We start from the raw sequence: 22,521 nt of genomic DNA on the forward strand, positions 1-22,521 counted from the left end.
AATGTCCGGGGCGGAAAGGGACGCGGAAATGACGCCTACGGCACTAACCGCGAATTACGCCTTTGATTTCAACGTGTGGCTTGCTTCCCATTGAGGGCGAAGGAGCCGCATCACATATCCGCTTCCCGTCTATAACGACTGTCACCGCGCCCTGCATTTTGAGCTCAACCGAAACGTTGTGAAGGGCCTCAAACGCAACCTGCCAGCCGTCACGATCGGCTCCCGGTTGAAAGCATAATACAAAGGCAGATAAATTCGGTCCGTCCCAAGACGCTGTAGCATTGGCAATCACCCCCGGATCATCGAGCTCGCCTTTCCGGCCTATTCGAGCCAAAAACGGACCGGATATAGGGTCGTATTCAGCCGGGGGCGCAGGCGGCACCGATCTTTGGTCAAAATTTGGAAGTCGGGCGTCCGAGGGCACGCTTGATAGGAACAACCAAGCCGTGGCGATCGCGGCAACGCATCTTTTGGTTCGTACCATACCAGAGATGATAGATTTGATCCGAATGTCCGCAAATAGGCGTGAGCAGAATAGGAAGTTTTAGCACGGTCTCGACCACCTGCCGTTAGTGCAGTCGACGGGGGTCAGAGGCACGCCTCCAGATAGGCCTGGTCGAAGCCGAACTGCTTGGCCTTGTCGAGCGTGTAGGGGCGCAGGCCCATCGAGCGGTATTCGCCGAGGATCTTGCCGTCCGCGCTCTCGTCGAGATATTCGAACTTGAACAGCTCCTGCGTGACGATCACGGGGCCCTCCATGCCGATGACTTCGGTGATGTTGGTGACGCGGCGCGAGCCGTCGCGCAGGCGCTTCACCTGGATGATCAGCTCGACCGAATCGGCGATCTGACGCGAGATCGCCTCCTTGGGCACCTTGATGTCCGACATCATCACCATGTTCTCCATGCGCGCGAGCGCCTCGCGCGGGGAGTTGGCGTGGAGCGTACACATCGAGCCGTCGTGACCGGTGTTCATCGCCGCGAGCATGTCGAAACACTCGGAGCCACGGATTTCGCCCAGGATGATCCGGTCGGGGCGCATACGCAGCGCGTTCTTGACGAGATCGCGGATTGAGATTTCACCCTGACCCTCGAGATTGGCTGGGCGCGTCTCGAGCGGCAGCCAATGTGGCTGTTGCAGGCGAAGCTCGGCAGCGTCCTCGATCGTCAGCACGCGCTCGCCCGGGTCGATCATCTTCGACAGCGCGTTGAGCATCGTCGTCTTGCCCGAGCCGGTACCGCCCGAGATGACGACGTTGAAGCGCGATGCACCGGCGATCTTGAGCGCGGTCGCCATCTTGGGGCTCATGCTGCCGAACCCGGCCATCATGTCGAGCGTGATCGGCTTAGCCGAGAATTTACGAATTGAGATCGCGGTGCCGCGCAAGCTCAGCGGCGGCACGATCACGTTGACGCGGCTGCCGTCCTTGAGGCGGGCGTCGGCGAGCGGCGTGGTCTGGTCGACGCGGCGGCCGACCGAGTTCACGATCCGCTGCGCGATCTGAAACAGATGTTCCTCGTCGCGGAACTGGATCGGCGCGAGCTCGAGCTTGCCCTTGCGCTCGACATAGGTCTGTTCGGGGCCGTTCACCATGATGTCGGTGATGTTCGGATCCGCCAGCAGCTCTTCCAACGGCCCGAGCCCGAGCAGCTCGTCGACCAGCACCTTTTCCAGCGCGAACTGTTCGCGGCGGTTGAGCGTCAGCTTTAGCTCGGCGAGCACCTCGCCGATGATCGGGCGGAATTCCTCCGCCAGCTCGTCCTTGCCGAGCGTCGCCGCGGCCTCGGGATCGACGCGTTCAAGCAGGCGGGGGAGCACCTGTTCCTTGATCTTGTGGATCGACTGTTCGAAGCCCTCGACCTTGCTCGCGCCCGCATCGCCCGACGCGGCTTGGCGATCGGCGAGTCGCTGCATCGCGTCGACCTGACCGATCGGCACGCCGCCCTCGGTCTCGCCGGGCATCGGCAGGAGGGTGTCGAGCGCAGGGAATTGCGCGCCGCCCTCGGGATCGGGTCGCGGGGCGGGGCCACCGCCCTGCATCGGTCGCGCGACTCCGAACGCGGGCCGCGCTGCCGTTCCGCCACTCATCCCACTGCGTCGTCCGAACGCGCTCATGCACCAGTCCCTCGATCGTTAATGCCGGGGTTACCGGCGAAGCCTTGCCAATTCGCTAACCAATCGATCGGCGACCCGGTGCGGTCCTGAAACGGGTTCTGCCGCGGCGCGCGGGCGGATAAGGGGGGCGAATGCTGATCCGCCTGCTATCCCTGCTCGTCCTTCCGCTCGCCGCGCTCATCGGCATCACCGCCCCCGCCAGCGCCGACGACATCAGCGCGACCGGGCGAGGGGTCGTGCGTGTCGTGACGATCGCGGTGGTCGACGATCAGGTCGTCGGCTTCGGTCATGGCAGCGGCTTCGCGGTCGCGCCCAACCGGATCGTCACCAACGCGCATGTCGTCGAGCTGGCGGAACGCTATCCCGACAATGTCGTCGTCGGCGTCGTGCCGACCGAGGGGGACAAATCCTATCAGGGCAAGGTGATCGCCTATGACGTGCAGCGCGATCTGGCGCTGATCGAGTTCACCGGCGCGCGCCTGCCGCAGACCGCGCTGTATACGGGACCGATCGATGAGGGCGGGGCGGTGGTGTCGCTGGGCTTTCCCGGCAATGTCGACCTCGCCACCGCGCGCTCGGCCGCGGACTATATCCGGCCGACCAGCCCGGTGCGGTCGGAGGGCGTGTTCTCGGGCCGGCGCAGTCTGAGCGATGTCGAGGTGCTGTTGCACACCGCCAATATCGCGCGCGGCAATTCGGGCGGACCGCTGCTCGACCGGTGCGGGCGGGTGATCGGCGTCAATTCCGCGATCACCCGCGGCGAGGAGGGCGATTCGACGTTCGGTTTCGCGATTGCGGATACCGAACTCGCCGCGTTCCTGCGCGAGGCGAAGCAGTCCTATAGCGCGGTCGGAACGCCGTGCACCTCGATCGAGGAGCGGTTGCGGCAGGACGGCGACGCAGACGTGCGCGCTGCGGCCGATGCGGCTGCCGCGCGGCGCGATGTGGCTACGCAGGCGGCGCTGTCGCGTGAACGCGCGCTGGAACAGGCGCGGATCGAGGCGGAGCGCCGGCGCGAGAACGTCATGGCGATCGCGGGGCTGCTGCTGGTCGCAGGCGCGCTCGGGATCGGTGCAGCGGGGCTGCTCGAATCGCGCGGCCGGCGGCGTGCGGCGATCTGGACGGTCGCGGGCGGTGGCGTCGCGGTGGTCGCGGCGGTCGTCGTGTTCGTGGCCAGGCCGTCGGGCGCGGTCGACCTGCCCACGGCGTCGGCTGCGCGATCGGGGCCGGTGGTCGAGGACAAGGCGCTCGGCCGGCTAACGTGCCGGCTGATCCCCGAGCGGAGCCGGATCACGATCTCGTCGAGTGAAGACGTGCCGCTCAGCTGGGGCGCGGGCGGCTGCGTCAACGGCAAGACCCAATATGTCGCGGGCAATGGCCGGTGGGAGCGCGTGCTGGTGCCCGAGGCCGAACAGACGGTGTCGCTGCTGTCGTTCGACCCGGCGACGCGGACCTATGCCAATACGCGCTATCTGATGTCGGCGGCGGGGATGACCGCGGCGCGGGCGGCGCGTGGTGAGACGCCGGGGCAGTGCACGACCGATCCGGCGGCGATCACGCGGCTGGTCGGCCAGCAGTCCGCGGTCCGGGCCACGCTGCCGCCGCTGCCCAATGAGAAGCTCGTCTATTCCTGCACGTCGGCAGACTGATTGAATCTCGTTTACTCCCTCGGCACGCGTCGATCCGCATGGCAGGATGGCGGTGTTGAGGGGGATGGCGATGCGGGTAATGCACAGAGTTAGGCATGGGGTGGCGTGGAGCGTCACGATCATGGCGGGACTGGTCGGCGCCTGGACGCCGGCAGCGGCGAAATGGGCGCGCGCGACCTCCGATCATTTTGAGATCTATGCCGACATGCCGCCCGCCGCGCTCACGACGATGGCGACGCGGCTCGAGCAGTTCGACGGGGCGATCCGGCATCTCCATCGTACGCCGGAGGGCACCGGCGCGAAGGGCGCGAACCGCGTCACCGTCTATGTCGCGAACGACGTCGCGGCGATCCGCCGATTGTCCGGCGATCGCGGCATCGCCGGATTCTACCTTCCGCGCGCGAGCGGGTCGGTCGCCTTCACCCCGCGGATCGACGAGGGCGGGGACGGCAGCCGTTCGACGCGCGGCGGCGGGATTCCGCAGATCGTCCTGTTCCACGAATATGCGCATCACTTCCTGCTGGGCAATTACGCCGCCGCCTATCCGGCGTGGTTTTCCGAGGGCTATGCAGAGTTCGTCTCGACCGCCGCATTCGAGAAGGAGTATGTCCAGCTCGGCGGCGCGGCGCAGCACCGGGCGTACAGCCTGCTCGCGGCGAAGCCGGTGCCTGCGGCGACCTTGTTCGCGACCGGGCAGAAGCTGACCGACGAGCAGCGCGGGGTGATGTACGGGCGCGGCTGGTTGCTGACGCACTATCTCATGTTCGATGCGGCGCGCGGCCGGCAGTTCCAGCAGTATCTGACCGCGCTGAACGCGGGAACGCCGAGCGTTGCTGCGGCCACTGCGGCGTTCGGCGACTTGCGCGCGCTCGACAAGGCGCTCGATGCGTATCTGCGCCAGTCGCGCATCCCGGGGCTGCGGATCGCGTATGATAAGCTGCCCGTCGCGCCGGTGGCCGTGACGCCGTTGTCGCCGGGCGCCGCTGCAATGGTCGAGCTGCGGATGCAGTCAGAGCGCGGCGTCAACCGTGCCACCGCTACACCGATCTTCGCGCGCGCCGCCCGGATCGCGGCGGCCTATCCCGACGATGCGCTCGCGCAGGGCTGGCTTGCCGAGATGGCGTATGATGCGGGGCAGGACGATGCGGCACTGGCTGCTGCCGATCGTGCGCTCGCCGCCGATCCGACGTCGCGCCAGGCGATGCTGTACAAGGCGCAGGTGATGATGCGGCGCGCCGATGCGGCGACACCGCGCGACGCTTCAGCATGGGGTGCGGCGCGGCGCTGGATCGTCACGGCCAATCGCCAGGCGCCCGACGATGCCGAGGCGCTGTCGCTCTATTATGACAGCTTCGCCGCGGCGGGCGAGGCTCCCAGCGCGGCTGCGATCCTGGGGATCGGTCGCGCGCTCGAGCTGGTGCCGCAGGACCCGGCGCTGCGCTTCAAGGTCGCGGCGCAGGCGATCCTGGATGGTCAGACCGATGCTGCCCGACGCGCACTGCGCCCGCTCGCCTATGACCCGCACCAGTCGGCAGACAACCCGGCGGCGCGGCTGATCACGATCCTCGATACCGGCGTGACGGGGCCCGCGGCGATGCTCGCGCTTGCGAAGGCACGGGGGGAGACGGTGGCGGCGACGCCGTCTGGGCCGACACCGGCGAATTAGCGGCGAGGGCGCGGGCCACGACCGTCGTCACGATGTCGACGGTCGGGGATCGCCCGAATGTGCTGGCGACAGGGCGGGTTCGCGCGGCGCCTCTTTCGCCAGCAGCGCGCGTTTGCGGTCGAGGCCATAGGCGTAGCCGCCGAGTGTCCCGTCGGTGCGAAGCGCGCGGTGGCAGGGGATGAGGATGGCGATCGGATTGGCACCGCACGCACTGCCCACCGCACGGACCGCGGCCGGGGTGCCGGCGGCAGCGGCGAGTTGCGTATAGGTGCGCGTCTCACCCGCGGGGATGCGGGCGAGTGCCTGCCAGACCGCCTCCTGGAACGCGGTACCGCGGACGTCGAGCGGGAGGTCGTGCTGGCGCTCGGGTGATTCGACGCTGGCGACGACGCGCGCCGCGAGATCGGCGAGTGCCGTATCGCCGGGCGTGACGATCGCGCGGGGAAAGCGTTCGACGAGGGCGGCCGCGTCCTCGTCGAACGCCACGCGGCACAGCCCCGTATCGGTCGCGGCGATCAGCAGCGGCCCGAGGCTGGTCGCGACGACCGTCCAGCGGATCCGGACCCCGTCGCCGCCGCGCGCCCAGACACTTGGCGGCATCCCCATGCGCGACGCGGCGCCGGCATAGAAGCGACTCGGAGCGGCATAGCCCGCATCGTAGATCGCGGCTGCGACGTGGGCCTCCCGGGTCAGCGCGTCGGCGGCGCGTGCGCTGCGCAGGCCGCGGGCGTAGGCGGCTGGCGTGACCCCGGTCGCGCGCTTGAACAGTCGGTGGAAATGATGCGGCGCATAGCCCGCCTGCGCCGCGAGTCGGTCGAGCGAAAGGCGGTCGTCCGTGGCTTCGAGCAACGCGACGGCGGCGGCGACCGCGATCCGGTCGCGCCCCACCGTGTCCGGGGTACAGCGAAGGCAGGCCCGGAACCCGGCCGCTCGGGCGCTGGCCGGGTCATCATGGAAGACGACATTCTCGCGTCTGGGATGGCGAGCCGGACAGCTCGGCTTGCAATAGATACCGGTGGTCTTCACCGCGACGATGAACCGACCGTCCCACGCCCGGTCCCGGTTGGCAAAGGCGGTCCAGGCGGTGTCCGGATCTGGGGCGGTGTGTGTCATGGACAGGGTGTAGCGCGTCGGTCAGGGCGCTGCATCCCGCGGCTTGCGGTCAAACCGGGGAGCAGACGCCCGCGCTTCTCAGCCGCCGTTCGCGTGGAACAGCGCAAGCGTGCGTGCCTTCGCAAGATCGGCGCTCGGCTCGTGATAATCCTTGCGGCGATCCGAGTTGAAGCCGTGGCCCGCCTCGTAGACATGGACCGTCGCGTTCGGCCAGTCCTTGGCGATCACCTGCTCGACGCCCTCCATCGGAATGCCGTGATCGCGGCGGCCGAAATGGAGGATGACGGGGACCTTGGGCTCTTCGTCGGCCGCCGCCGGGATCATGCTGCCATAATAGCCGCTCGCGGCGGCCACGCCGGTGAGGCGGGTAGCGGCGAACCACGCGACCGACCCCCCATAGCAATAGCCGACGACGAACACGGGCCCGGCGGGGGCGAGCGAGTCGATGCAGGTCTGAACGTCGGTCAGCGACAGTTCGAACGGATGGAGCTGCCGCGCAAGCTCGATCCCGCGGGCGAGGCCGTCACCCGAATAGTCCGCCTCGAAGCCCGGATGCTCGCGGTCGAACAGGGCGGGTGCCAGCACTTCATAGCCATCGGCCGCATAGTCGTCGCACAGATCGCGGATATGGTCGGTGACGCCGAAGATCTCTTGCACGAGGACGAGACCGCCGCGACGGTCTCCCGTCGGCTGCGCATGATAGACCGCGATCGTCGCGCCGTCGGACATGGTCATCGTTTCCATCGTGCCGGTCATTCCGATTCCTTGTCGTGTGATCCTGTTCGGGCCATTATCGTCATTCCCGCGGAGGCGGGAGCCCATAGTGGCAGGCCCTGCGATGAATACGCTGGGTCCGGAGGATATGGATCCCCGCCTGCGCGGGTATGATGAAGAGGGCGAGGTGGGGCCTTCCAACCATCTGCCGATGACAAAACAGTCACAAACCAGTCGTCTCGGCCGCCCGCCCGGCTTGCCAATGGTGGAACCCGATGCTACCCGCGCCGCGTCCCGGTAGAGGTGCTTTCGCGCCCTCTTCCCTTGTGGGACGGCGACATTCGGTTTCAGACGAGGATTGACAGGTCCGTGGAGACACTTCCCGGTAACGGCGGCGGCGCTATCCAGGCGAGCTTAGGTGGGCGTTATGCGCTCGCCCTGTTCGAACTGGCGCGTGACGCCAAGACGATCGACGCGGTCGAGCAGAGTCTGTCGACCGTGCGCGACGCGCTGGCGCAGTCCGACACGCTCCGCGACCTCACGACGAGCCCGATGGTATCGCGCGGCGCGGCGGTGAAGGCGATCTCCGCCGTCGCCGACGAACTCGGCGTCGATGCGACCACGAAGAATTTCCTGGGCGTGCTGGCCGAGAACCACCGGCTCGGCGCGCTGGCCAAGATCATCAAGGCGTATCGCACGCTTGCTGCGCAGCATCGCGGCGAGATCGCAGCCGAAGTGACCTCCGCGCATCCGCTGTCCGAAGAGCAGGTGATCGAGCTGAAGCATCAGCTCCGCCAGCGGGTCGGCCGTGAAGTTTCCGTCGACCTCAACGTCGACCCATCGCTGCTGGGCGGACTTGTTGTCCGCGTCGGCAGCCAGATGATCGATTCGTCGATCCGCACCCGTTTGAACACGCTCGCGCAGGCGATGAAAGGCTGACCATGGATATCCGCGCCGCAGAAATCTCGAAGATCATCAAGGATCAGATCGCCAATTTCGGCACCGAGGCCCAGGTCAGCGAGACCGGCCAGGTGCTGAGCGTCGGCGACGGCATCGCGCGCATCTTCGGCCTCGACAACGTCCAGGCCGGCGAGATGGTCGAATTCTCGAACGGCGTGCAGGGCATGGCGCTTAACCTCGAGGCCGACAATGTCGGCGTCGTGATCTTCGGGTCTGACTCGGAGATCAAGGAAGGCGACATCGTCAAGCGCACCGGCACGATCGTCGACGTGCCGATCGGCAAGGAGCTGCTCGGCCGCGTGGTCGATGGCCTCGGCAACCCGATCGACGGCAAGGGCCCGATCCACACGACCGAGCGCAGCCGCGTCGAGGTCAAGGCACCGGGCATCATTCCGCGCCAGTCGGTTAGCGAGCCGGTCCAGACCGGTCTCAAGGCGATCGACGCACTCGTTCCCGTCGGCCGTGGCCAGCGCGAGCTGATCATCGGCGATCGCCAGACCGGCAAGTCGGCCGTCGCGATCGACGCGTTCATCAACCAGAAGACCGCGAACGCGGGCGACGACGAGTCGAAGAAGCTGTATTGCGTCTATGTCGCGATCGGCCAGAAGCGCTCGACCGTCGCGCAGCTCGTCAAGACGCTCGAAGAGAATGGCGCGATGGAATATTCCATCGTCGTCGCAGCCACCGCGTCGGACCCCGCACCGCTCCAGTATCTCGCGCCCTATACCGGCGTCGCGATGGGCGAGTATTTCCGCGATCGCGGCATGCACGCGCTGATCTGCTATGACGATCTGTCGAAGCAGGCCGTCGCTTATCGCCAGATGTCGCTGCTGCTGCGTCGTCCGCCGGGCCGTGAAGCCTATCCCGGCGACGTGTTCTATCTCCACAGCCGCCTGCTCGAGCGTGCAGCCAAGATGTCGGACGCGAACGGCGGCGGCTCGCTGACCGCGCTGCCGATCATCGAGACGCAGGCGGGCGACGTTTCGGCGTACATCCCGACCAACGTGATCTCGATCACCGACGGCCAGATCTTCCTCGAAACCGACCTGTTCTTCTCTGGCGTGCGCCCGGCGATCAACGTCGGTCTCTCGGTCAGCCGCGTCGGCTCGGCCGCACAGACCAAGGCGATGAAGAAGGTGTCGGGCTCGATCAAGCTCGAGCTCGCGCAGTATCGCGAGATGGCGGCGTTCGCGCAGTTCGGGTCGGATCTCGATGCGTCGACGCAGAAGCTGCTCAACCGCGGTGCGCGTCTGACCGAACTGCTCAAGCAGGCGCAGTTCTCGCCGCTGCCGTTCGAGGAGCAGACCGTTTCGATCTTCGCCGGCACCAGCGGTTTCCTCGACAAGGTGCCCGTCGCCGACGTGACCCGTTACGAGCAGGCACTGCTGGCCGACATGCGTGCGAACCATGCCGATGTGCTCAAGCTGATCCGCGATACCCGCGATCTGGGTAACGAGGCGAAGGACAAGCTGAAGGCAGCGCTCGAGGCGTTCGCCAAGACGTTTGCATAAGTAGAACATGCCCCCGCTGACGCGGGGGCAGGCTGGGCCTCCGCCTTCGCGGGGGAACAAAGGGACGTAGATGGCGAGCCTCAAGGCACTCAAGATCCGTATCGGCTCGGTGAAGTCGACACAGAAGATCACCAAGGCGATGAAGATGGTCGCCGCTGCGAAATTGCGCCGTGCGCAGGACGCGGCGGTTGCCGGCCGGCCCTATGCCGAGCGGCTCGAAGCGGTGATGGCGAGCCTTGCCGGGCGCGTCGGCATCGCGCCGGGCGCATCGCCGCTGCTGGCCGGGACCGGCAAGGACCAGGTCCATCTGATCGTCATTGCGACGTCGGAGCGTGGTCTGGCCGGTGCGTTCAACACCAACATCGTCCGTGCGGCACGCCGCAAGGCCGAGGACCTGATCGCGGCCGGCAAGACCGTGAAATTCTATGTTGCCGGCAAGAAGGGGCGTGTGATCAAGCGCTTCTTCCCGAACGACATTCTCGCCGATCACGAGATGGGCGGAATCAAGAAGCTCGCGTTCAGCGACGCGCAGGCGATCTCCGAAGACCTGATCAAGCGCTTCGGCGAGGGTCAGTTCGATGTCGCGCATCTGTTCTACGCCAAGTTCGTCTCGGCGCTGGTGCAGGTGCCGACCGGCATCCAGATCGTTCCCGTGCCGCTCTCGACAATCCCCGGCGCAGAGGCAAAACCCAACGCACCTGCGGAAGCCGTGGTCGAGTATGAGCCCGACGAGGAAGCGATCCTGGCCGATCTGCTGCCGCGCAACGTCGCGATCCAGATCTTCCGCGCGCTGCTCGAAAACGCAGCGTCGGAGCAGGGCAGCCGCATGAACGCGATGGACAACGCCACGCGCAACGCGGGCGACATGATCACGCGCCTCTCGATCCAGTATAACCGTACACGCCAAGCCGCGATCACGACCGAGCTGGTCGAAATCATCTCGGGCGCCGAAGCGCTCAAGTAAGCCCAAGGAAGCAGATAATGGCAACCGCCCCAGAGACCATCGCCCCAGTGGCGGCAACGAACAACACGGGTCGCATCTCGCAGGTGATCGGCGCGGTCGTCGACGTGCATTTCCCCGACAACCTGCCCGCGATTCTGTCGGCGCTCGAAACCGACAATAACGGCAACCGGCTCGTCCTCGAAGTCGCGCAGCATCTCGGCGAGAATACCGTCCGCACGATCGCGATGGACGCGACCGAGGGTCTGACCCGCGGCCAGACCGTCACCGACACCGGCTCGCAGATCCGCGTGCCCGTCGGCCCGAAGACGCTCGGCCGCATCCTCAACGTCATCGGCGAGCCGATCGACGAGCGTGGCCCCGTCGGCGCAGAGCAGACCGCCCCGATCCACGCATCGGCGCCTTTGTTCGTCGACCAGTCGACCGAGAGTGCGATCCTGGTCACGGGCATCAAGGTCATCGATCTGCTCGCACCCTATGCAAAGGGCGGCAAGATCGGCCTGTTCGGCGGCGCCGGCGTCGGCAAGACCGTGCTGATCCAGGAACTGATCAACAACATCGCCAAGGGCCATGGCGGCACCTCGGTGTTCGCTGGCGTCGGCGAGCGTACCCGCGAGGGTAACGATCTGTACCACGAGTTCCTCGACGCGGGCGTCATCGCCAAGGATGCCGACGGCAATCCGCAGTCGGAAGGCTCGAAGGTCGCGCTCGTATTCGGCCAGATGAACGAGCCGCCGGGCGCACGCGCACGCGTCGCGCTGTCGGGTCTGACGATCGCCGAATATTTCCGCGACGTCGAAGGCCAGGACGTGCTGTTCTTCGTCGACAACATCTTCCGCTTCACGCAGGCGGGCGCAGAAGTGTCGGCACTGCTCGGCCGCATTCCGTCGGCCGTGGGCTATCAGCCGACGCTGTCGACCGACATGGGCGCGCTGCAGGAGCGCATCACCTCGACCAACAAGGGGTCGATCACCTCGGTGCAGGCCGTGTACGTTCCCGCGGACGATCTTACCGATCCGGCACCGGCAACGTCGTTCGCGCATCTCGATGCGACGACCAACCTCAACCGTGCGATCTCGGAGCTGGGCATCTATCCGGCAGTCGATCCTCTCGACTCGACCTCGCGTCTGCTCGAACCACGCGTCGTCGGCCAGGAGCATTACGACACCGCGCGTGCGGTCCAGTCGACGCTGCAGAAGTACAAGTCGCTGCAGGACATCATCGCGATTCTCGGCATGGACGAGCTGTCCGAGGAGGATAAGCTTACCGTGCAGCGTGCGCGCAAGATCCAGAAGTTCCTGAGCCAGCCGTTCCACGTCGCGGAGGTATTCACCGGCATCAGCGGCAAGTTCGTCCAGCTCGAGGATACCGTCCGTTCGTTCAAGGCGGTGGTCGAGGGTGAGTATGATCACCTGCCCGAGAGCGCCTTCTACATGGTCGGCGGCATCGACGAAGCCGTCGCCAAGGCCGAGAAGATGGCTGCGGAGGCGTAAGCTTCTGCTGCTCCCTCTCCCCTCGGGGGAGAGGGAGAAGGCAAACAAGATGCTGCATTTCGAACTCGTCACGCCAGAAAAGCTCGTCCGGTCGGAGGAGGTCTATATGGTCGTCGTCCCCGGCACCGAAGGCGATTTCGGCGTGCTGGAAGGCCATGCGCCGTTCATGTCGACCGTCCGTGACGGAAGCGTGCAGGTGCATCGGACGCAGAACAGCACGCCCGAGACGATCGCGATCCGCGGTGGTTTCGCCGAGGTCAACGCCAAGGGCCTGACCATCCTCGCCGAGCAGGCGGGCGAGTAAACCGCCTCAGGCGAGCGCCGCGTCGGTAGCGACGGGCGCTGCCGCCTTGCGCGGCCGGGCTAAGACCTGCAGCAGCGGCCGTTCGATCCAGCGGTGGACGATGAGCCCCGCGACCGTCGACAGTGTCACGACTAGCGCGACGAAGACCAGCGCCGGGCATTCCGGCAACATCCCGCCGATGCGCCACAGCAGCGCGATCAGGCAAGGGTGGACGAGATAGGTCGAATAGGAGGCGTCGCCGATCCGCGCGACGATCCGGTCGAACCGGCCGCCACCCGGCGTGTCGATCACCCCGAGCAGGACGAGCGCCCAGGGCAGCCCCCAGGTCCAGCTGCGTGCGAGACCGGAGGTGCCGGCGACCGCCGCCTGGACATCGCCCGAGACCGCGGGACCAAGCCCGACGGCTATGCCGATAGCGAGCAGCGCGATCCCCAGCACCGTGGCCATCGCCGCGACGGGTGCGGTGATGCCCCGTTGCCAGGCGATCCAGACGAGCAGGCCAAACGCGAATTCCAGCTGCATCGGGTTGAAGAGCAGCCGCGCCGGCGCCCAGCCGGGCTGGACGGTGCAACCGACCAGTGCAACGGCCAGCGTCGCGATCAGCAGCCACCAAGTCCTGTGGTGGCGGGCGGTCATCGCGAGCGCGACGAGCGCGTAGAAGGCGAATTCGAACCCCAGCGTCCAGCCGACATAGAGCGAAGGCTGATGATAACTAGCGCCATCAAGCAGCGGGAGGACGGTGATCGACATCAGCATCGCCTTGACCGGCTGCGGCTCGGTTGCGACGAGGATATAGGCGATGCTGGCGAGCGCGAAGAGCGGGACGATCCGGCGCCAGCGCTGGACGAGAAAGCCCCAGGGATCGCGTGGTGCGGTCGCGAGCGACTGCGCCATCACGAAGCCGCTGATGACGAAGAAGAGATCGACGCCGCTGATGCCGACCACCGCGAGATTGGGCACCGACGGGATGAACGCGCCGGTGATCCGGACCGGACCCGCATCGACCAGGTTCGCTGCATGCGCGGCAACGACGATCGTTGCAGCGAGCGCGCGCAGCCATTGGACCGGGGTGACACGCTGCGCCGACATCCACCCTGGATAGCGTGCAAGCGGTTAAGCGTCGGTTGCTGTCGTATCAGAGAAAATTATAGGGATCGACGTCGACGGTGACGCGTACCTTGGACGGCCAGTCGAGTGCGCCGAGCCATGCACGGATGACGTCCTGTACGTCGAGCGCGCGCTTTGCATGGACGAGCAGGCGGTAGCGATGCCGGCCGCGCAGCATTGCGAGCGGCGCGGGCGCGGGGCCGTAGACATGCATCCCCTCGACCTGCGGTGCGCTTCGCCCGACGAGATTGGCGGTGTCGTGCGCACAACGCTGATCCTCCGAAGACACGACGATCGCGGCATAACGGCCAAAGGGCGGCGCGCCCGCATCCTTGCGCGCCTCGGTCTCGGCCGCATAAAAGGCGTCGGCGTCGCCGGTGATCAGCGCCTGCATCACCTGCGCGGCGGGGCTGTGCGTCTGGATGAAGACATGGCCGGGCTTCTCGCCACGACCGGCGCGCCCCGACACCTGGCGAATCTGCTGGAAGGTGCGCTCGGCCGCGCGCAGGTCGCCGCCGTCGAGCCCCAGATCCGCATCGACGACGCCGACCAGCGTCAGATTTGGGAAGTGATAGCCCTTGGTCACCAGCTGCGTGCCGACGACGATGTCGATATCGCCCGCCTCCATCCGGTCGACGAATTCCGCTGCCTTGGCAGGCGACCAGATCGTGTCCGACGTGACGACCGCGGTCTTCGCCTCGGGAAACAGCGCGGCGACCTCGTCCGCGATCCGCTCGACGCCGGGACCGCAGGCGACGAGCGTATCCTCACCCTGGCATTCGGGACAGACGCGCGGCGTCGGCTCGGCATGGCCGCAATGATGACAGGCGAGCCGCCGCGTCAGCCGGTGCTCGACCATCCACGCGGTGCAGTTCGGACACTGGAACCGGTGCCCGCAGGTGCGGCACAGCGTCAGCGGTGCATAGCCCCGGCGGTTGAGGAACAGCAGCGCCTGTTCGCGCTTCTCCAGTGTCGCCTGCATCGCCTGAACCAGCCGCGGGGCGAGCCAGCGACCGCGCTCGGGCGGCTCCTTGATCAGGTCGATCGGCTCGATCGTCGGCATTTCCGCCACGCCGAACCGGCCGGGCAGCTTCAGTTCGGCATAGCGGCCGGTCGCGACCTGCTGGCGGGTCTCGATCGCGGGGGTGGCGGAGGCGAGGATGACCGGGCACCCCTCGAACTTGCCGCGCATCACCGCGACGTCGCGCGCATGATAATGCACACCCTCTTCCTGCTTGAAGCTGGTCTCGTGCGCCTCGTCGACGACGATCAGGCCAAGATCGCGATAGGGCAGGAACAGCGCGGATCGTGCGCCGACCGTCACCAGCGCTTCGCCGCTCGCGATCGCACGCCACGCGCGCCTTCGTTGGGTCGACCGCAGCCCCGAATGCCACGCGATCGGCTCGCAGCCGAACCGGTCGTGGAAGCGCTTGAGGAAGGGCTCGGTCAATGCGATCTCGGGCAGCAGCACCAGAGTCTGGCGGCCGTCGCGGATCGCCTGCGCGACCGCCTCGAAATAGACCTCGGTCTTGCCTGAACCGGTCACGCCGTCGAGCAAAGTCGGCGTGAAGATGTGGTCGGCGACGCCTTTGACGAGCGAGTCCGCCGCCGCGCGCTGATCGGGCGACAGCGTGGGAACGTGATGCAGCGGGTCGGGGACAGGATAAGGGCTGTCGATATCCACCTCGACCGCTTCGATCCCGCCGACCTTGACGAGGCCGCGAATGACCGCGTCGCTTACCTCGGCGAGCTGCGCCAGTTCACGGATCAGGCCCTGGCGATCGCCGATCCGTTCGAGCGCCTGTTCGCGTTGCGGCGTCAGGCGCGGGGGGATCGTGCCGGTCGCGCGATATTCGGTCGCGGTGCGCGCGCCCTCGAGCGCGGAAGTCGAGGCGAGCGACATCCGCAGCACCGAGGCGGGGGGCGCCAGATAATAATCGGCGGTCCATTCGATCAGCCGGCGAAGCGGCGCACCGAGCGGCGGTACGTCCGCAACCGCGAGCAGATTGCGCAGGCGGTTGTCGCCGACCTCCGCATCGGACGGCATCCGCTCCGCCTCCCACACCACGCCGAGCAGCTGGCGCGGGCCGAGCGGCGCGACGACGATCGAGCCGGGCGCGACGTCCATGCCCGCGGGCACGCGATAGTCGAGCGGCCCGAGGGCGGCGTTGAGGATCAGGACACGGGCGCGCGACGACATGGCCGACGCATATGGGGGCAGATCAACTCGACGGAAACCTTTTAGCGGCGTGTGGTCGTTGTCGCGGCGCCCATCGGGCTGAACCCGATCAGGCGGCGCGGCGCCGTTCGCCGATCCGTTCGCGCTTGGCGCGGTAGAGGACGATGTCGACGCGGTGCACGAAATCGCGGACCGTCTGGCAATCGGGTTCGAGCGCGGCGATGCCGACGGTGCCCGCGCTGATCATCGCCAGGCCGTCGACCGAAACCGGCACCTGCAACGCCTCCTGCAGCCGGCTGATGATCTCCTCAGGTGCACCGACCAGCGCCGGGTCGTCGACGATCACCGCGAACTCGTCACCGCCGAGCCGCGCGGCAACGCTGCCGCGAAGCCATGGCGCCTGCAGGATCTGGCCGACGCCGCGCAGCACGTCGTCGCCTGCGTTATGGCCAAGCGTGTCGTTGATCGCCTTGAACCCGTCGAGATCGACCAGCGCGAGCAGCAACGGCGATGCCGCTGTACGCGCGCGCGTGATGGCCGCGTCGAGTGCCCGGTCGAAGGCGGCCCGGTTGGCGAGGCCGGTGAGCGCATCGGTTTCGGCCGTGCGTCTCAGCGTGAGTTCGAGCGCGTGACGATCGGTCACGTCCTGGAAGATGCCGACGATCGCGACGGGACCGTCTACGTTCCGCTGGGCCTCATGTTCCAGCTCGCCCTGCACGCGCACCCGTCGTGGATTGCCCAGCGCAGTGGTGAAGTCGAGTTCGAGATCGATCGGGACGCCGGTGCGGATGACGTCGGTGAGCGCCTGCGCGATCTGTTCGCGGGCATGGGGGGGATAGTGATCGATCGCCTTCGACGGGTCGGGTTGCGCGCCCAGCGGCAGCTCGTGGATCCGGAAGACGCCGTCGGACCATTCGAGCGGACCGTCGGGCCACAGCACGCGCCACGATCCGATCGCCGCCATCCGCTCGGCCTGGCGGAAGATGCGGTCCTGGCGAGCGAGAACGGACGACTGGCGATCCGCGGTCACCGCGATCGCCAGCGCCTGCATTGCCGCGGTCCGCGCGGCGATCGCCGCTTCGGCAAGCGTGGCGAGATGCACAAGCGCTTTCCGGCCTGCCGCGTTCAGGCTGCGCGGATGGGTGTCGAGCACGCACAGCGCGCCGATCGGGTGACGTCGTCCGTCGTCGGCGATCGCGTGGATCGGGGCACCGGCATAGAATCGCACCCCGTCGGATGCGGCAACCAGGGGGTTGGCAGCGAATCGCGAATCACCCGACAAATCCTCCACGACCAGCGGCGCCGAGCCCTGAATGGTGACGTTGCACATCGTCACGTCGCGCGCGATCTCGCCGCGTTCGCCGTCATTGGCCGCCTTGATCCACAACCGGTCGCGATCGATCAGCGTCATCATCGCGCTGGGGCAGTCGAGCATTTCGGCTGCCAGCGCGACGAGCGCGTCGAATTCGCGTTCTGGTTCGGTATCGAGCAGCGCGAGCGCGTTGAGCGTCGCCACCCGGCGTTCCTCGTCGGCCGAGGCAAAACGCGATGGTGATCCGGGCATTTCGCGAGGGGCGGACTCGGGGAGCGACATGTCTTCGAATAGGCCTGCGTTAGTTAATTTTCTTTGTCGTTCAAACGCTCTAGCATGCCGGAATGACCTCACCCGACACGCTTCCCCCGTCGATGCTCTGGGCGACGCATCTGGCGCGGGACCGGATGCGGTCGGTGCACACGGTCCGCGCCTATCGCGCGGTTGCCGAGCGGTTGACGGCGTTCCTGGTAGGGCACTGGGCGGGGGCGGTCGATCGCGCGGCGCTGGGCCGGACGAGCACGGCGGATCTTCGCGCCTATCTGGCCTATCGGCGCGGGCAGGGGCTGGGGAATGCATCGGCGGCGCGCGAGCTGTCCGCGGTGCGCGGTTTCCTCGCATGGGCGAATGCGGATGCCGAACCGCCGCGGCTGAAGGGGCCGCGGGTCCAGCGCGGCGTGCCGCGCCCGATCTCGCCGGCCGAAGCGGTGGCGCTGGCCGGGGAGGTCGCCGACGACGCTGCCGAGCCGTGGATCGGCGCTCGCGACTGGGCGGTGCTGATGCTGCTATACGGCGCGGGGCTGCGAATCGGCGAGGCGCTGCTGCTTACGCCGGCGATCCTGCCGCTCGGCGAGACGCTGTCGGTGACCGGCAAGCGCGCCAAGACGCGGATCGTGCCGCTGTTGCCACAGGTCCGTGACGCAATCGAGGCCTATGTCGCGCTATGCCCCTGGGCGCTGGCACCGTCGGAGCCACTGTTCCGGGGGGCAAAGGGTGGCCCGCTCGCACCTGCGATCGTGCGCCGCGCGGTCCGCGGGGCCCGCGGGCGGCTCGGGCTTGGCGAGCGGACGACGCCGCACGCACTGCGCCACAGTTTTGCGACGCATCTGCTGGGACGCGGGGCGGACCTGCGCGCGTTGCAGGAGCTGCTCGGCCATGCGAGCCTCAGCTCGACGCAGATCTATACGCAGGTCGATGCGGCGCATCTGATGGACGTGTACCGCAACGCGCATCCGCGGGCGTAGCGCAGGGTCAGCCTTTCGGCTTCCATGTCAGCACGCGCCAGCCATAGGCGAGTGCGATGATGACGAACGTCGCGACCGACACCGGGCCGACATAGCGGTCGAGCTGCTGGAAGCGCGAGCCGAGCAGGATGCCGGCATAGGCGAGCACGGTGTTCCAGATCGCGCTGCCCGCAGCGGTCCAGATCACGAACTTCCACAACGGCATGTACGTCATGCCGGCCGGGAGCGAGATGATCGTCCGGAAGGTCGGCATGAAGCGGAAGACGAAGATCACCCAGCCGCCGCGCTTCACGAAGAACCGGTGGACCTTCTCGATATCCGACCATTCGATCGTCAGCCAGCGGCCATGCCGCTCGACGAACGGACGGAAGCGCTCGTAGCCGATGTTCCGGCCGATATAATACCAGAAGTAATTGCCCGCGACCGATCCGACCGTCCCCGCGGCGATCAGCGGGACGACCGCCATATGGCCGCGCGCGACGGCAATGCCACCGAGCCCCATGATCACCTCGGACGGCACGGGGGGCACGATATTCTCGAGCGCCATCAGCAGGAAGATGCCGAAATAGCCGCCCCAGGCGATCAGGTTGATGATGAATTCGGTCATGGCTAACCGATACTTCCGGGGGGCCACATGTGTTCCCTCGACAGTATGGTCGCACCATCCCGGCCTGAGCCGGGATGGTGGTTTTCCTACCGCGCCGCGACCTTCGCCTCGATCGCGTCCCAGATCATCGCGGAGACGTCGGTGCCGTCGAACCGTTCGATCGCGACGATGCCGGTGGGCGAGGTGACGTTGATCTCGGTCAGCCACTTGCCGCCGATCACGTCGATGCCGACGAACAGCAGCCCGCGCTTCTTGAGTTCAGGCCCGAGGACCGCGCAGATCTCGCGCTCGGTCGGGGTCAGCTCGGTCTTTTCCGCCGAGCCGCCGACCGCGAGGTTGGAGCGGATCTCGCCCTCGCCCGGCAGGCGGTTGATCGCGCCGGCGACTTCGCCGTCGACCAGCACGATGCGCTTGTCACCCTTGGCCACGTCGGGAAGGAACGCCTGGACCATGTGCGGCTCGCGCCACGTCATGTTGAACACCTCGATCAGCGCGGACAGGTTGGCGCCGTCCGATTCGACCTTGAAGATCGCCTTGCCGCCATTGCCGTGGAGCGGCTTGATCACGATCGCGCCGTGCTCGGCCAGGAAGGCGCGTGCCTCGTCGAGGCTGCGCGTGACGAGCGTCGGCGGCATGAACTGCGGATAGTCGAGCACGAACACCTTTTCGGGTGCGTTGCGGACCTGTGCGGGGTCGTTCACGACCAGCGTCTTGCCGGCGATCCGCTCGAGCAGATGCGTCGCGGTGATGTAGCCGAGATCGAAGGGCGGGTCCTGCCGCATGAGCACGACGTCGGCCTCGTCGCCGAGATCGAGGTTCACCGGCTCGCCGACGCTGAAGTGATCGCCGGTCACGCGCTGCACGGTGACGGGGTGCGCCTTCGCCCAGACCCGGCCGTCGCGGTAGTTGAGATCCTCCGCGGCATAATGGAACAGCCGGTGTCCGCGCTCCTGTGCGGAGAGCATCAGCGCGAAGGTCGAATCGCCCGCGATATTGATGCTGTCGAGCGGGTCCATCTGGACGGCGACGGTGAGGCTCATGCGTCTTCCTTCTATACGGTCGAGCGCATGTAGGTGCGCGCGGGCCGCAAGTCACCCGACCCGCTCAGCCGATCCATGCATTCTCGATATGGCGGGGGCGCGTGCCGGGCGCGAGCAGGATGACGTCGACGCGAATGTCGTCGCCGGGCCCGGCATAGCGCGGCATCAAAAACTCTGCCGCCGCGGCGACCCGCGCGAGCCGCCGCTCGTCGATCGCGAAGTCGAGTTCGGCGGCGGTCGCGCGCGTCTTCACCTCGACGAACGCGATGAGCGTCCCCTTGCGCGCGACGATGTCGACCTCGCCCGCAGGCGTCCGCACGCGGCGGTCGAGGATGCTCCAGCCCTTCAGTCGCAGCCACCAGCCGGCCAGCCGCTCCCCGCGGCGCCCCGCAGCTTCCGCGACCTGTCGATCGGCGGTGCTCGCCGTCCGCCTGCGCGAGGGGCGCGGGGCGGGGAGGGTCACCCCTTCGCCTTTAGTTCGAGCGCGCGGGCGTAGAGCGTCTTGCGGTCGAGCCCGAGTGCCTTGGCGACCTCGCTCGCGGCCTGGCCCGTGGAGAGGCGGGTCAGCGCGTCGGCGAGTGCCGCGTCGGCATCCGCCGCGCTGGCCGGGGGGGCGTCGCCGGGGGGCGCGATGACGATGACGATCTCGCCACGCGGCGGGGCGTCGGCGTAGCGGGTGGCGAGGGTCGTCAGCGTACCGGTCACCGCCTCCTCGAACCGCTTGGTGATCTCGCGCGTGACCGCCGCCTCACGGTCGCCGAGTCCTTCGGCGAGCGCGGCAAGGCTGGCACCGAGCCGCGGACCGGATTCGTAGAGCACCAGCGTCGCGCGGATCGTGGCGATCTCGGCGATCGCCTCCGACCGGGCATGCGCCTTGGACGGCAGGAAGCCGACGAACAGGAAGCGATCGGTCGGCAGGCCAGCCAGCGTGAGCGCGGCGACCGCGGCGCAGGGGCCGGGGATCGTCACCACGAGATGCCCCGCCGCGCGCGCGTCGCGCACCAGCTTGAATCCGGGATCGGAAATCAGCGGCGTGCCCGCGTCGGACACCAGCGCCACCGCCTCGGTCGCCATCCGCGCGATCAGCGCGGGGCGGACGCCCTCGGCGCTGTGATCATGATAGGGGACCATCGGCGTCTTGGTACCGACATGGCGGAGCAGACCGGCGGTGACACGGCTGTCCTCGACCGCGACGACGTCGGCACGCGCTAGGATGTCGGCGGCACGCGGCGACAGATCACCGAGATTGCCGATCGGCGTCGCGACGATGTAAAGGCCGGGGTTCAGTGGAGTTTCAGGGTTCATGGGGATTGTCATGGCAGACGCAGCGACGATAGGGCAATCGGCCCGGCACCGGATGCGCGCGTTTGGGCGCTCGGCCGCGCTCACGATGGCCTGCCTGCTGGGCGCGTGCCAGACGATCGTCCCGCGCGGTCCCGTCGAGCCGTCGCAGCAGCGCCCGACCACCCGTCCTACCGACACGCCGACGATCGGGGTCGAAACCGGCATCCCGCGCGATGCCGAGCGCAACCGCGTCGCGCTGCTCGTGCCGCTGTCGGGAAGCAATGCGGGGGTCGGCACGTCGATCGCCAATGCGACGATGATGGCGCTGCTCGACACGCAGAACCAGCGCGTGCGGATCACCAATTACGATACCGCGACGGGTGCCGCGGCCGCGGCCCAGCGCGCGATCGCAGAAGGCGCGCAGCTGATCCTCGGGCCGCTGCTGTCCGAGGACGTGCGGACGGTCGCACCAATTGCGCGCGCGGCGGGCGTGCCGGTGCTGAGCTTCTCGAACGATCTCGGGGTGGCCGGCAACGGCGCCTATCTGATGGGCTATGTGCCGACCCAGTCGATTTCGCGCGTCGTCGATTTTGCGCGCGAGCGCGGCGTGTCGAACTTTGCCGGGCTGGTCCCGAACGGGCTGTATGGCGAGCGTGCCTCGACCGCATTCCTCCGCGCGGTCGAGGGGGCGGGCGGCCAGGTCGTGTCGCTCCAGACCTATGGCCGGACCGCCGGTGGCGTGTCGGGGGCGGTCACGCGGCTCGCGGCGAAGGCACCCTATGATGCCGTGCTGATCGCCGACAGCGGTTCGACCGCGGCGGGGGCGGCGGCGCTGGTGAAGCGCGGGGCGGGCGCATCGACCCGGATCCTCGGCACCGAGCTGTGGAATTCCGAATCGAGCGTCGCCGCCAAGCCGGCATTGAACGGCGCCTGGTATGCTAGCGTGTCGGATACGCTGTACCGGCAATATGCCGCCAAATACCGTGCACGCTTCGGCAGCGGACCCTATCGCCTGTCGAGTCTCGGCTATGATTCGGTGCTGCTGACGGTGCGGATCGCGCGCGACTGGAAGCCGGGGACGGCGTTCCCCGTGTCGCGGCTGCGCGATGGCGACGGCTTTTCGGGCATCGACGGCGCGTTCCGCTTCGGCCGCGACAATGTCGCCGAGCGTGCGCTGGAGGTGAAGGAAATCCGCGGGGGGACCACCACTGTTGTCTCGCCCGCGCCGAGCGGCTTCGGCGGCTGACGCCGACTCCGTTCGT

General features: G+C 67.5%; 19 protein-coding genes. 9 read left to right on the forward strand and 10 right to left on the reverse strand.

The features are described from left to right. Positions 1–588: 588 nt before the first annotated feature. The gene (locus tag sphst_RS18410) at positions 589–2,115 is read right to left on the reverse strand and encodes a CpaF family protein (protein ID WP_166746812.1); all 1,527 of its coding nucleotides are present in this window, start codon (positions 2,113–2,115) and stop codon (positions 589–591) included. A gap of 131 nt (positions 2,116–2,246) precedes the next feature. Here sphst_RS18410 and sphst_RS18415 point away from each other — a divergent pair, with 131 nt between their 5' ends. After that, the gene (locus tag sphst_RS18415; RefSeq protein WP_107045968.1) at positions 2,247–3,764 is read left to right on the forward strand and encodes a S1C family serine protease; all 1,518 of its coding nucleotides are present in this window, start codon (positions 2,247–2,249) and stop codon (positions 3,762–3,764) included. Positions 3,765–3,864: 100 nt separating this feature from the next. After that, positions 3,865–5,430 carry a hypothetical protein gene (locus sphst_RS18420; protein ID WP_234387741.1) on the forward strand — a complete coding sequence of 522 codons (1,566 nt, stop codon included), beginning with the start codon at positions 3,865–3,867 and terminating at the stop codon, positions 5,428–5,430. Between the two features lie 27 nt (positions 5,431–5,457). Here the strand turns inward: sphst_RS18420 and sphst_RS18425 are convergent, their stop codons facing one another. Together sphst_RS18425 and sphst_RS18430 are read right to left on the reverse strand one after the other, a co-directional pair. Beyond that, the gene (locus tag sphst_RS18425; RefSeq protein WP_051916678.1) at positions 5,458–6,543 is read right to left on the reverse strand and encodes a bifunctional transcriptional activator/DNA repair enzyme AdaA; all 1,086 of its coding nucleotides are present in this window, start codon (positions 6,541–6,543) and stop codon (positions 5,458–5,460) included. 78 nt (positions 6,544–6,621) lie between these two features. Continuing rightward, the gene (locus tag sphst_RS18430) at positions 6,622–7,299 is read right to left on the reverse strand and encodes a dienelactone hydrolase family protein (RefSeq protein ID WP_056405309.1); all 678 of its coding nucleotides are present in this window, start codon (positions 7,297–7,299) and stop codon (positions 6,622–6,624) included. Between the two features lie 327 nt (positions 7,300–7,626). Here sphst_RS18430 and sphst_RS18435 point away from each other — a divergent pair, with 327 nt between their 5' ends. The 5 genes from sphst_RS18435 (at position 7,627) to sphst_RS18455 (ending at position 12,486) form a co-directional block, all read left to right on the forward strand. Continuing rightward, positions 7,627–8,196 carry a F0F1 ATP synthase subunit delta gene (locus tag sphst_RS18435; protein WP_031394433.1) on the forward strand — a complete coding sequence of 190 codons (570 nt, stop codon included), beginning with the start codon at positions 7,627–7,629 and terminating at the stop codon, positions 8,194–8,196. A 2-nt stretch (positions 8,197–8,198) separates the two neighbouring features. Beyond that, positions 8,199–9,728, forward strand: a complete 1,530-nt coding sequence (gene atpA / locus sphst_RS18440) for a F0F1 ATP synthase subunit alpha (RefSeq protein WP_031394432.1) — start codon at positions 8,199–8,201, stop codon at positions 9,726–9,728. A 70-nt stretch (positions 9,729–9,798) separates the two neighbouring features. After that, complete coding sequence (locus tag sphst_RS18445; protein WP_031394431.1) at positions 9,799–10,692, forward strand: F0F1 ATP synthase subunit gamma; 894 nt, start codon at positions 9,799–9,801, stop codon at positions 10,690–10,692. A 17-nt stretch (positions 10,693–10,709) separates the two neighbouring features. Further along, positions 10,710–12,182 (forward strand): F0F1 ATP synthase subunit beta, encoded by a 1,473-nt coding sequence (gene atpD, locus sphst_RS18450; RefSeq protein ID WP_037530472.1) that lies wholly within the window; start codon positions 10,710–10,712, stop codon positions 12,180–12,182. A 49-nt stretch (positions 12,183–12,231) separates the two neighbouring features. Then, positions 12,232–12,486: an ATP synthase F1 subunit epsilon gene (locus sphst_RS18455; protein WP_031394429.1), complete on the forward strand. Its 255-nt coding sequence runs from the start codon at positions 12,232–12,234 to the stop codon at positions 12,484–12,486. Positions 12,487–12,492: 6 nt separating this feature from the next. Here the strand turns inward: sphst_RS18455 and sphst_RS18460 are convergent, their stop codons facing one another. The 3 genes from sphst_RS18460 to sphst_RS18470 all read right to left on the reverse strand — a co-directional run bounded on the left by sphst_RS18460 (position 12,493) and on the right by sphst_RS18470 (position 17,288). Next, positions 12,493–13,575, reverse strand: a complete 1,083-nt coding sequence (locus tag sphst_RS18460; RefSeq protein WP_031394428.1) for an acyltransferase family protein — start codon at positions 13,573–13,575, stop codon at positions 12,493–12,495. A 46-nt stretch (positions 13,576–13,621) separates the two neighbouring features. Then, the gene (locus sphst_RS18465) at positions 13,622–15,793 is read right to left on the reverse strand and encodes a primosomal protein N' (RefSeq protein ID WP_031394427.1); all 2,172 of its coding nucleotides are present in this window, start codon (positions 15,791–15,793) and stop codon (positions 13,622–13,624) included. A gap of 88 nt (positions 15,794–15,881) precedes the next feature. Further along, positions 15,882–17,288, reverse strand: a complete 1,407-nt coding sequence (locus tag sphst_RS18470; RefSeq protein WP_234387742.1) for a sensor domain-containing diguanylate cyclase — start codon at positions 17,286–17,288, stop codon at positions 15,882–15,884. A gap of 140 nt (positions 17,289–17,428) precedes the next feature. Between sphst_RS18470 and sphst_RS18475 the strand changes: the two genes are divergently transcribed. Continuing rightward, positions 17,429–18,328, forward strand: coding sequence for a tyrosine recombinase XerC (locus sphst_RS18475; RefSeq protein WP_183935193.1), 900 nt, complete (start codon positions 17,429–17,431; stop codon positions 18,326–18,328). 7 nt (positions 18,329–18,335) lie between these two features. Here the strand turns inward: sphst_RS18475 and sphst_RS18480 are convergent, their stop codons facing one another. From sphst_RS18480 to rsmI, 4 genes are all read right to left on the reverse strand, one after another. Further along, positions 18,336–18,935: a DedA family protein gene (locus sphst_RS18480; RefSeq protein ID WP_031394365.1), complete on the reverse strand. Its 600-nt coding sequence runs from the start codon at positions 18,933–18,935 to the stop codon at positions 18,336–18,338. A gap of 86 nt (positions 18,936–19,021) precedes the next feature. Beyond that, complete coding sequence (gene gshB, locus sphst_RS18485; RefSeq protein WP_031394366.1) at positions 19,022–19,975, reverse strand: glutathione synthase; 954 nt, start codon at positions 19,973–19,975, stop codon at positions 19,022–19,024. Positions 19,976–20,039: 64 nt separating this feature from the next. Next, on the reverse strand, positions 20,040–20,438 hold the full coding sequence (locus sphst_RS18490) for a YraN family protein (protein ID WP_107045970.1): 399 nt from the start codon (positions 20,436–20,438) through the stop codon (positions 20,040–20,042). Continuing rightward, on the reverse strand, positions 20,435–21,280 hold the full coding sequence (gene rsmI / locus sphst_RS18495; RefSeq protein WP_234387743.1) for a 16S rRNA (cytidine(1402)-2'-O)-methyltransferase: 846 nt from the start codon (positions 21,278–21,280) through the stop codon (positions 20,435–20,437). The genes sphst_RS18490 and rsmI overlap by 4 nt, the downstream gene beginning before the upstream one ends. 10 nt (positions 21,281–21,290) lie before the next feature. On the opposite strand from rsmI, the gene sphst_RS18500 reads away from it, so the two are divergent. After that, a complete protein-coding gene (locus tag sphst_RS18500) occupies positions 21,291–22,505 on the forward strand; it encodes a penicillin-binding protein activator (RefSeq protein ID WP_056405327.1) in 1,215 nt (404 codons plus the stop codon). The last annotated feature ends 16 nt before the right edge of the window (positions 22,506–22,521 follow it).

The sequence above is a fragment of the Sphingomonas sp. STIS6.2 genome (assembly GCF_000732685.2).
Lineage (GTDB): Bacteria > Pseudomonadota > Alphaproteobacteria > Sphingomonadales > Sphingomonadaceae > Sphingomonas > Sphingomonas aerolata.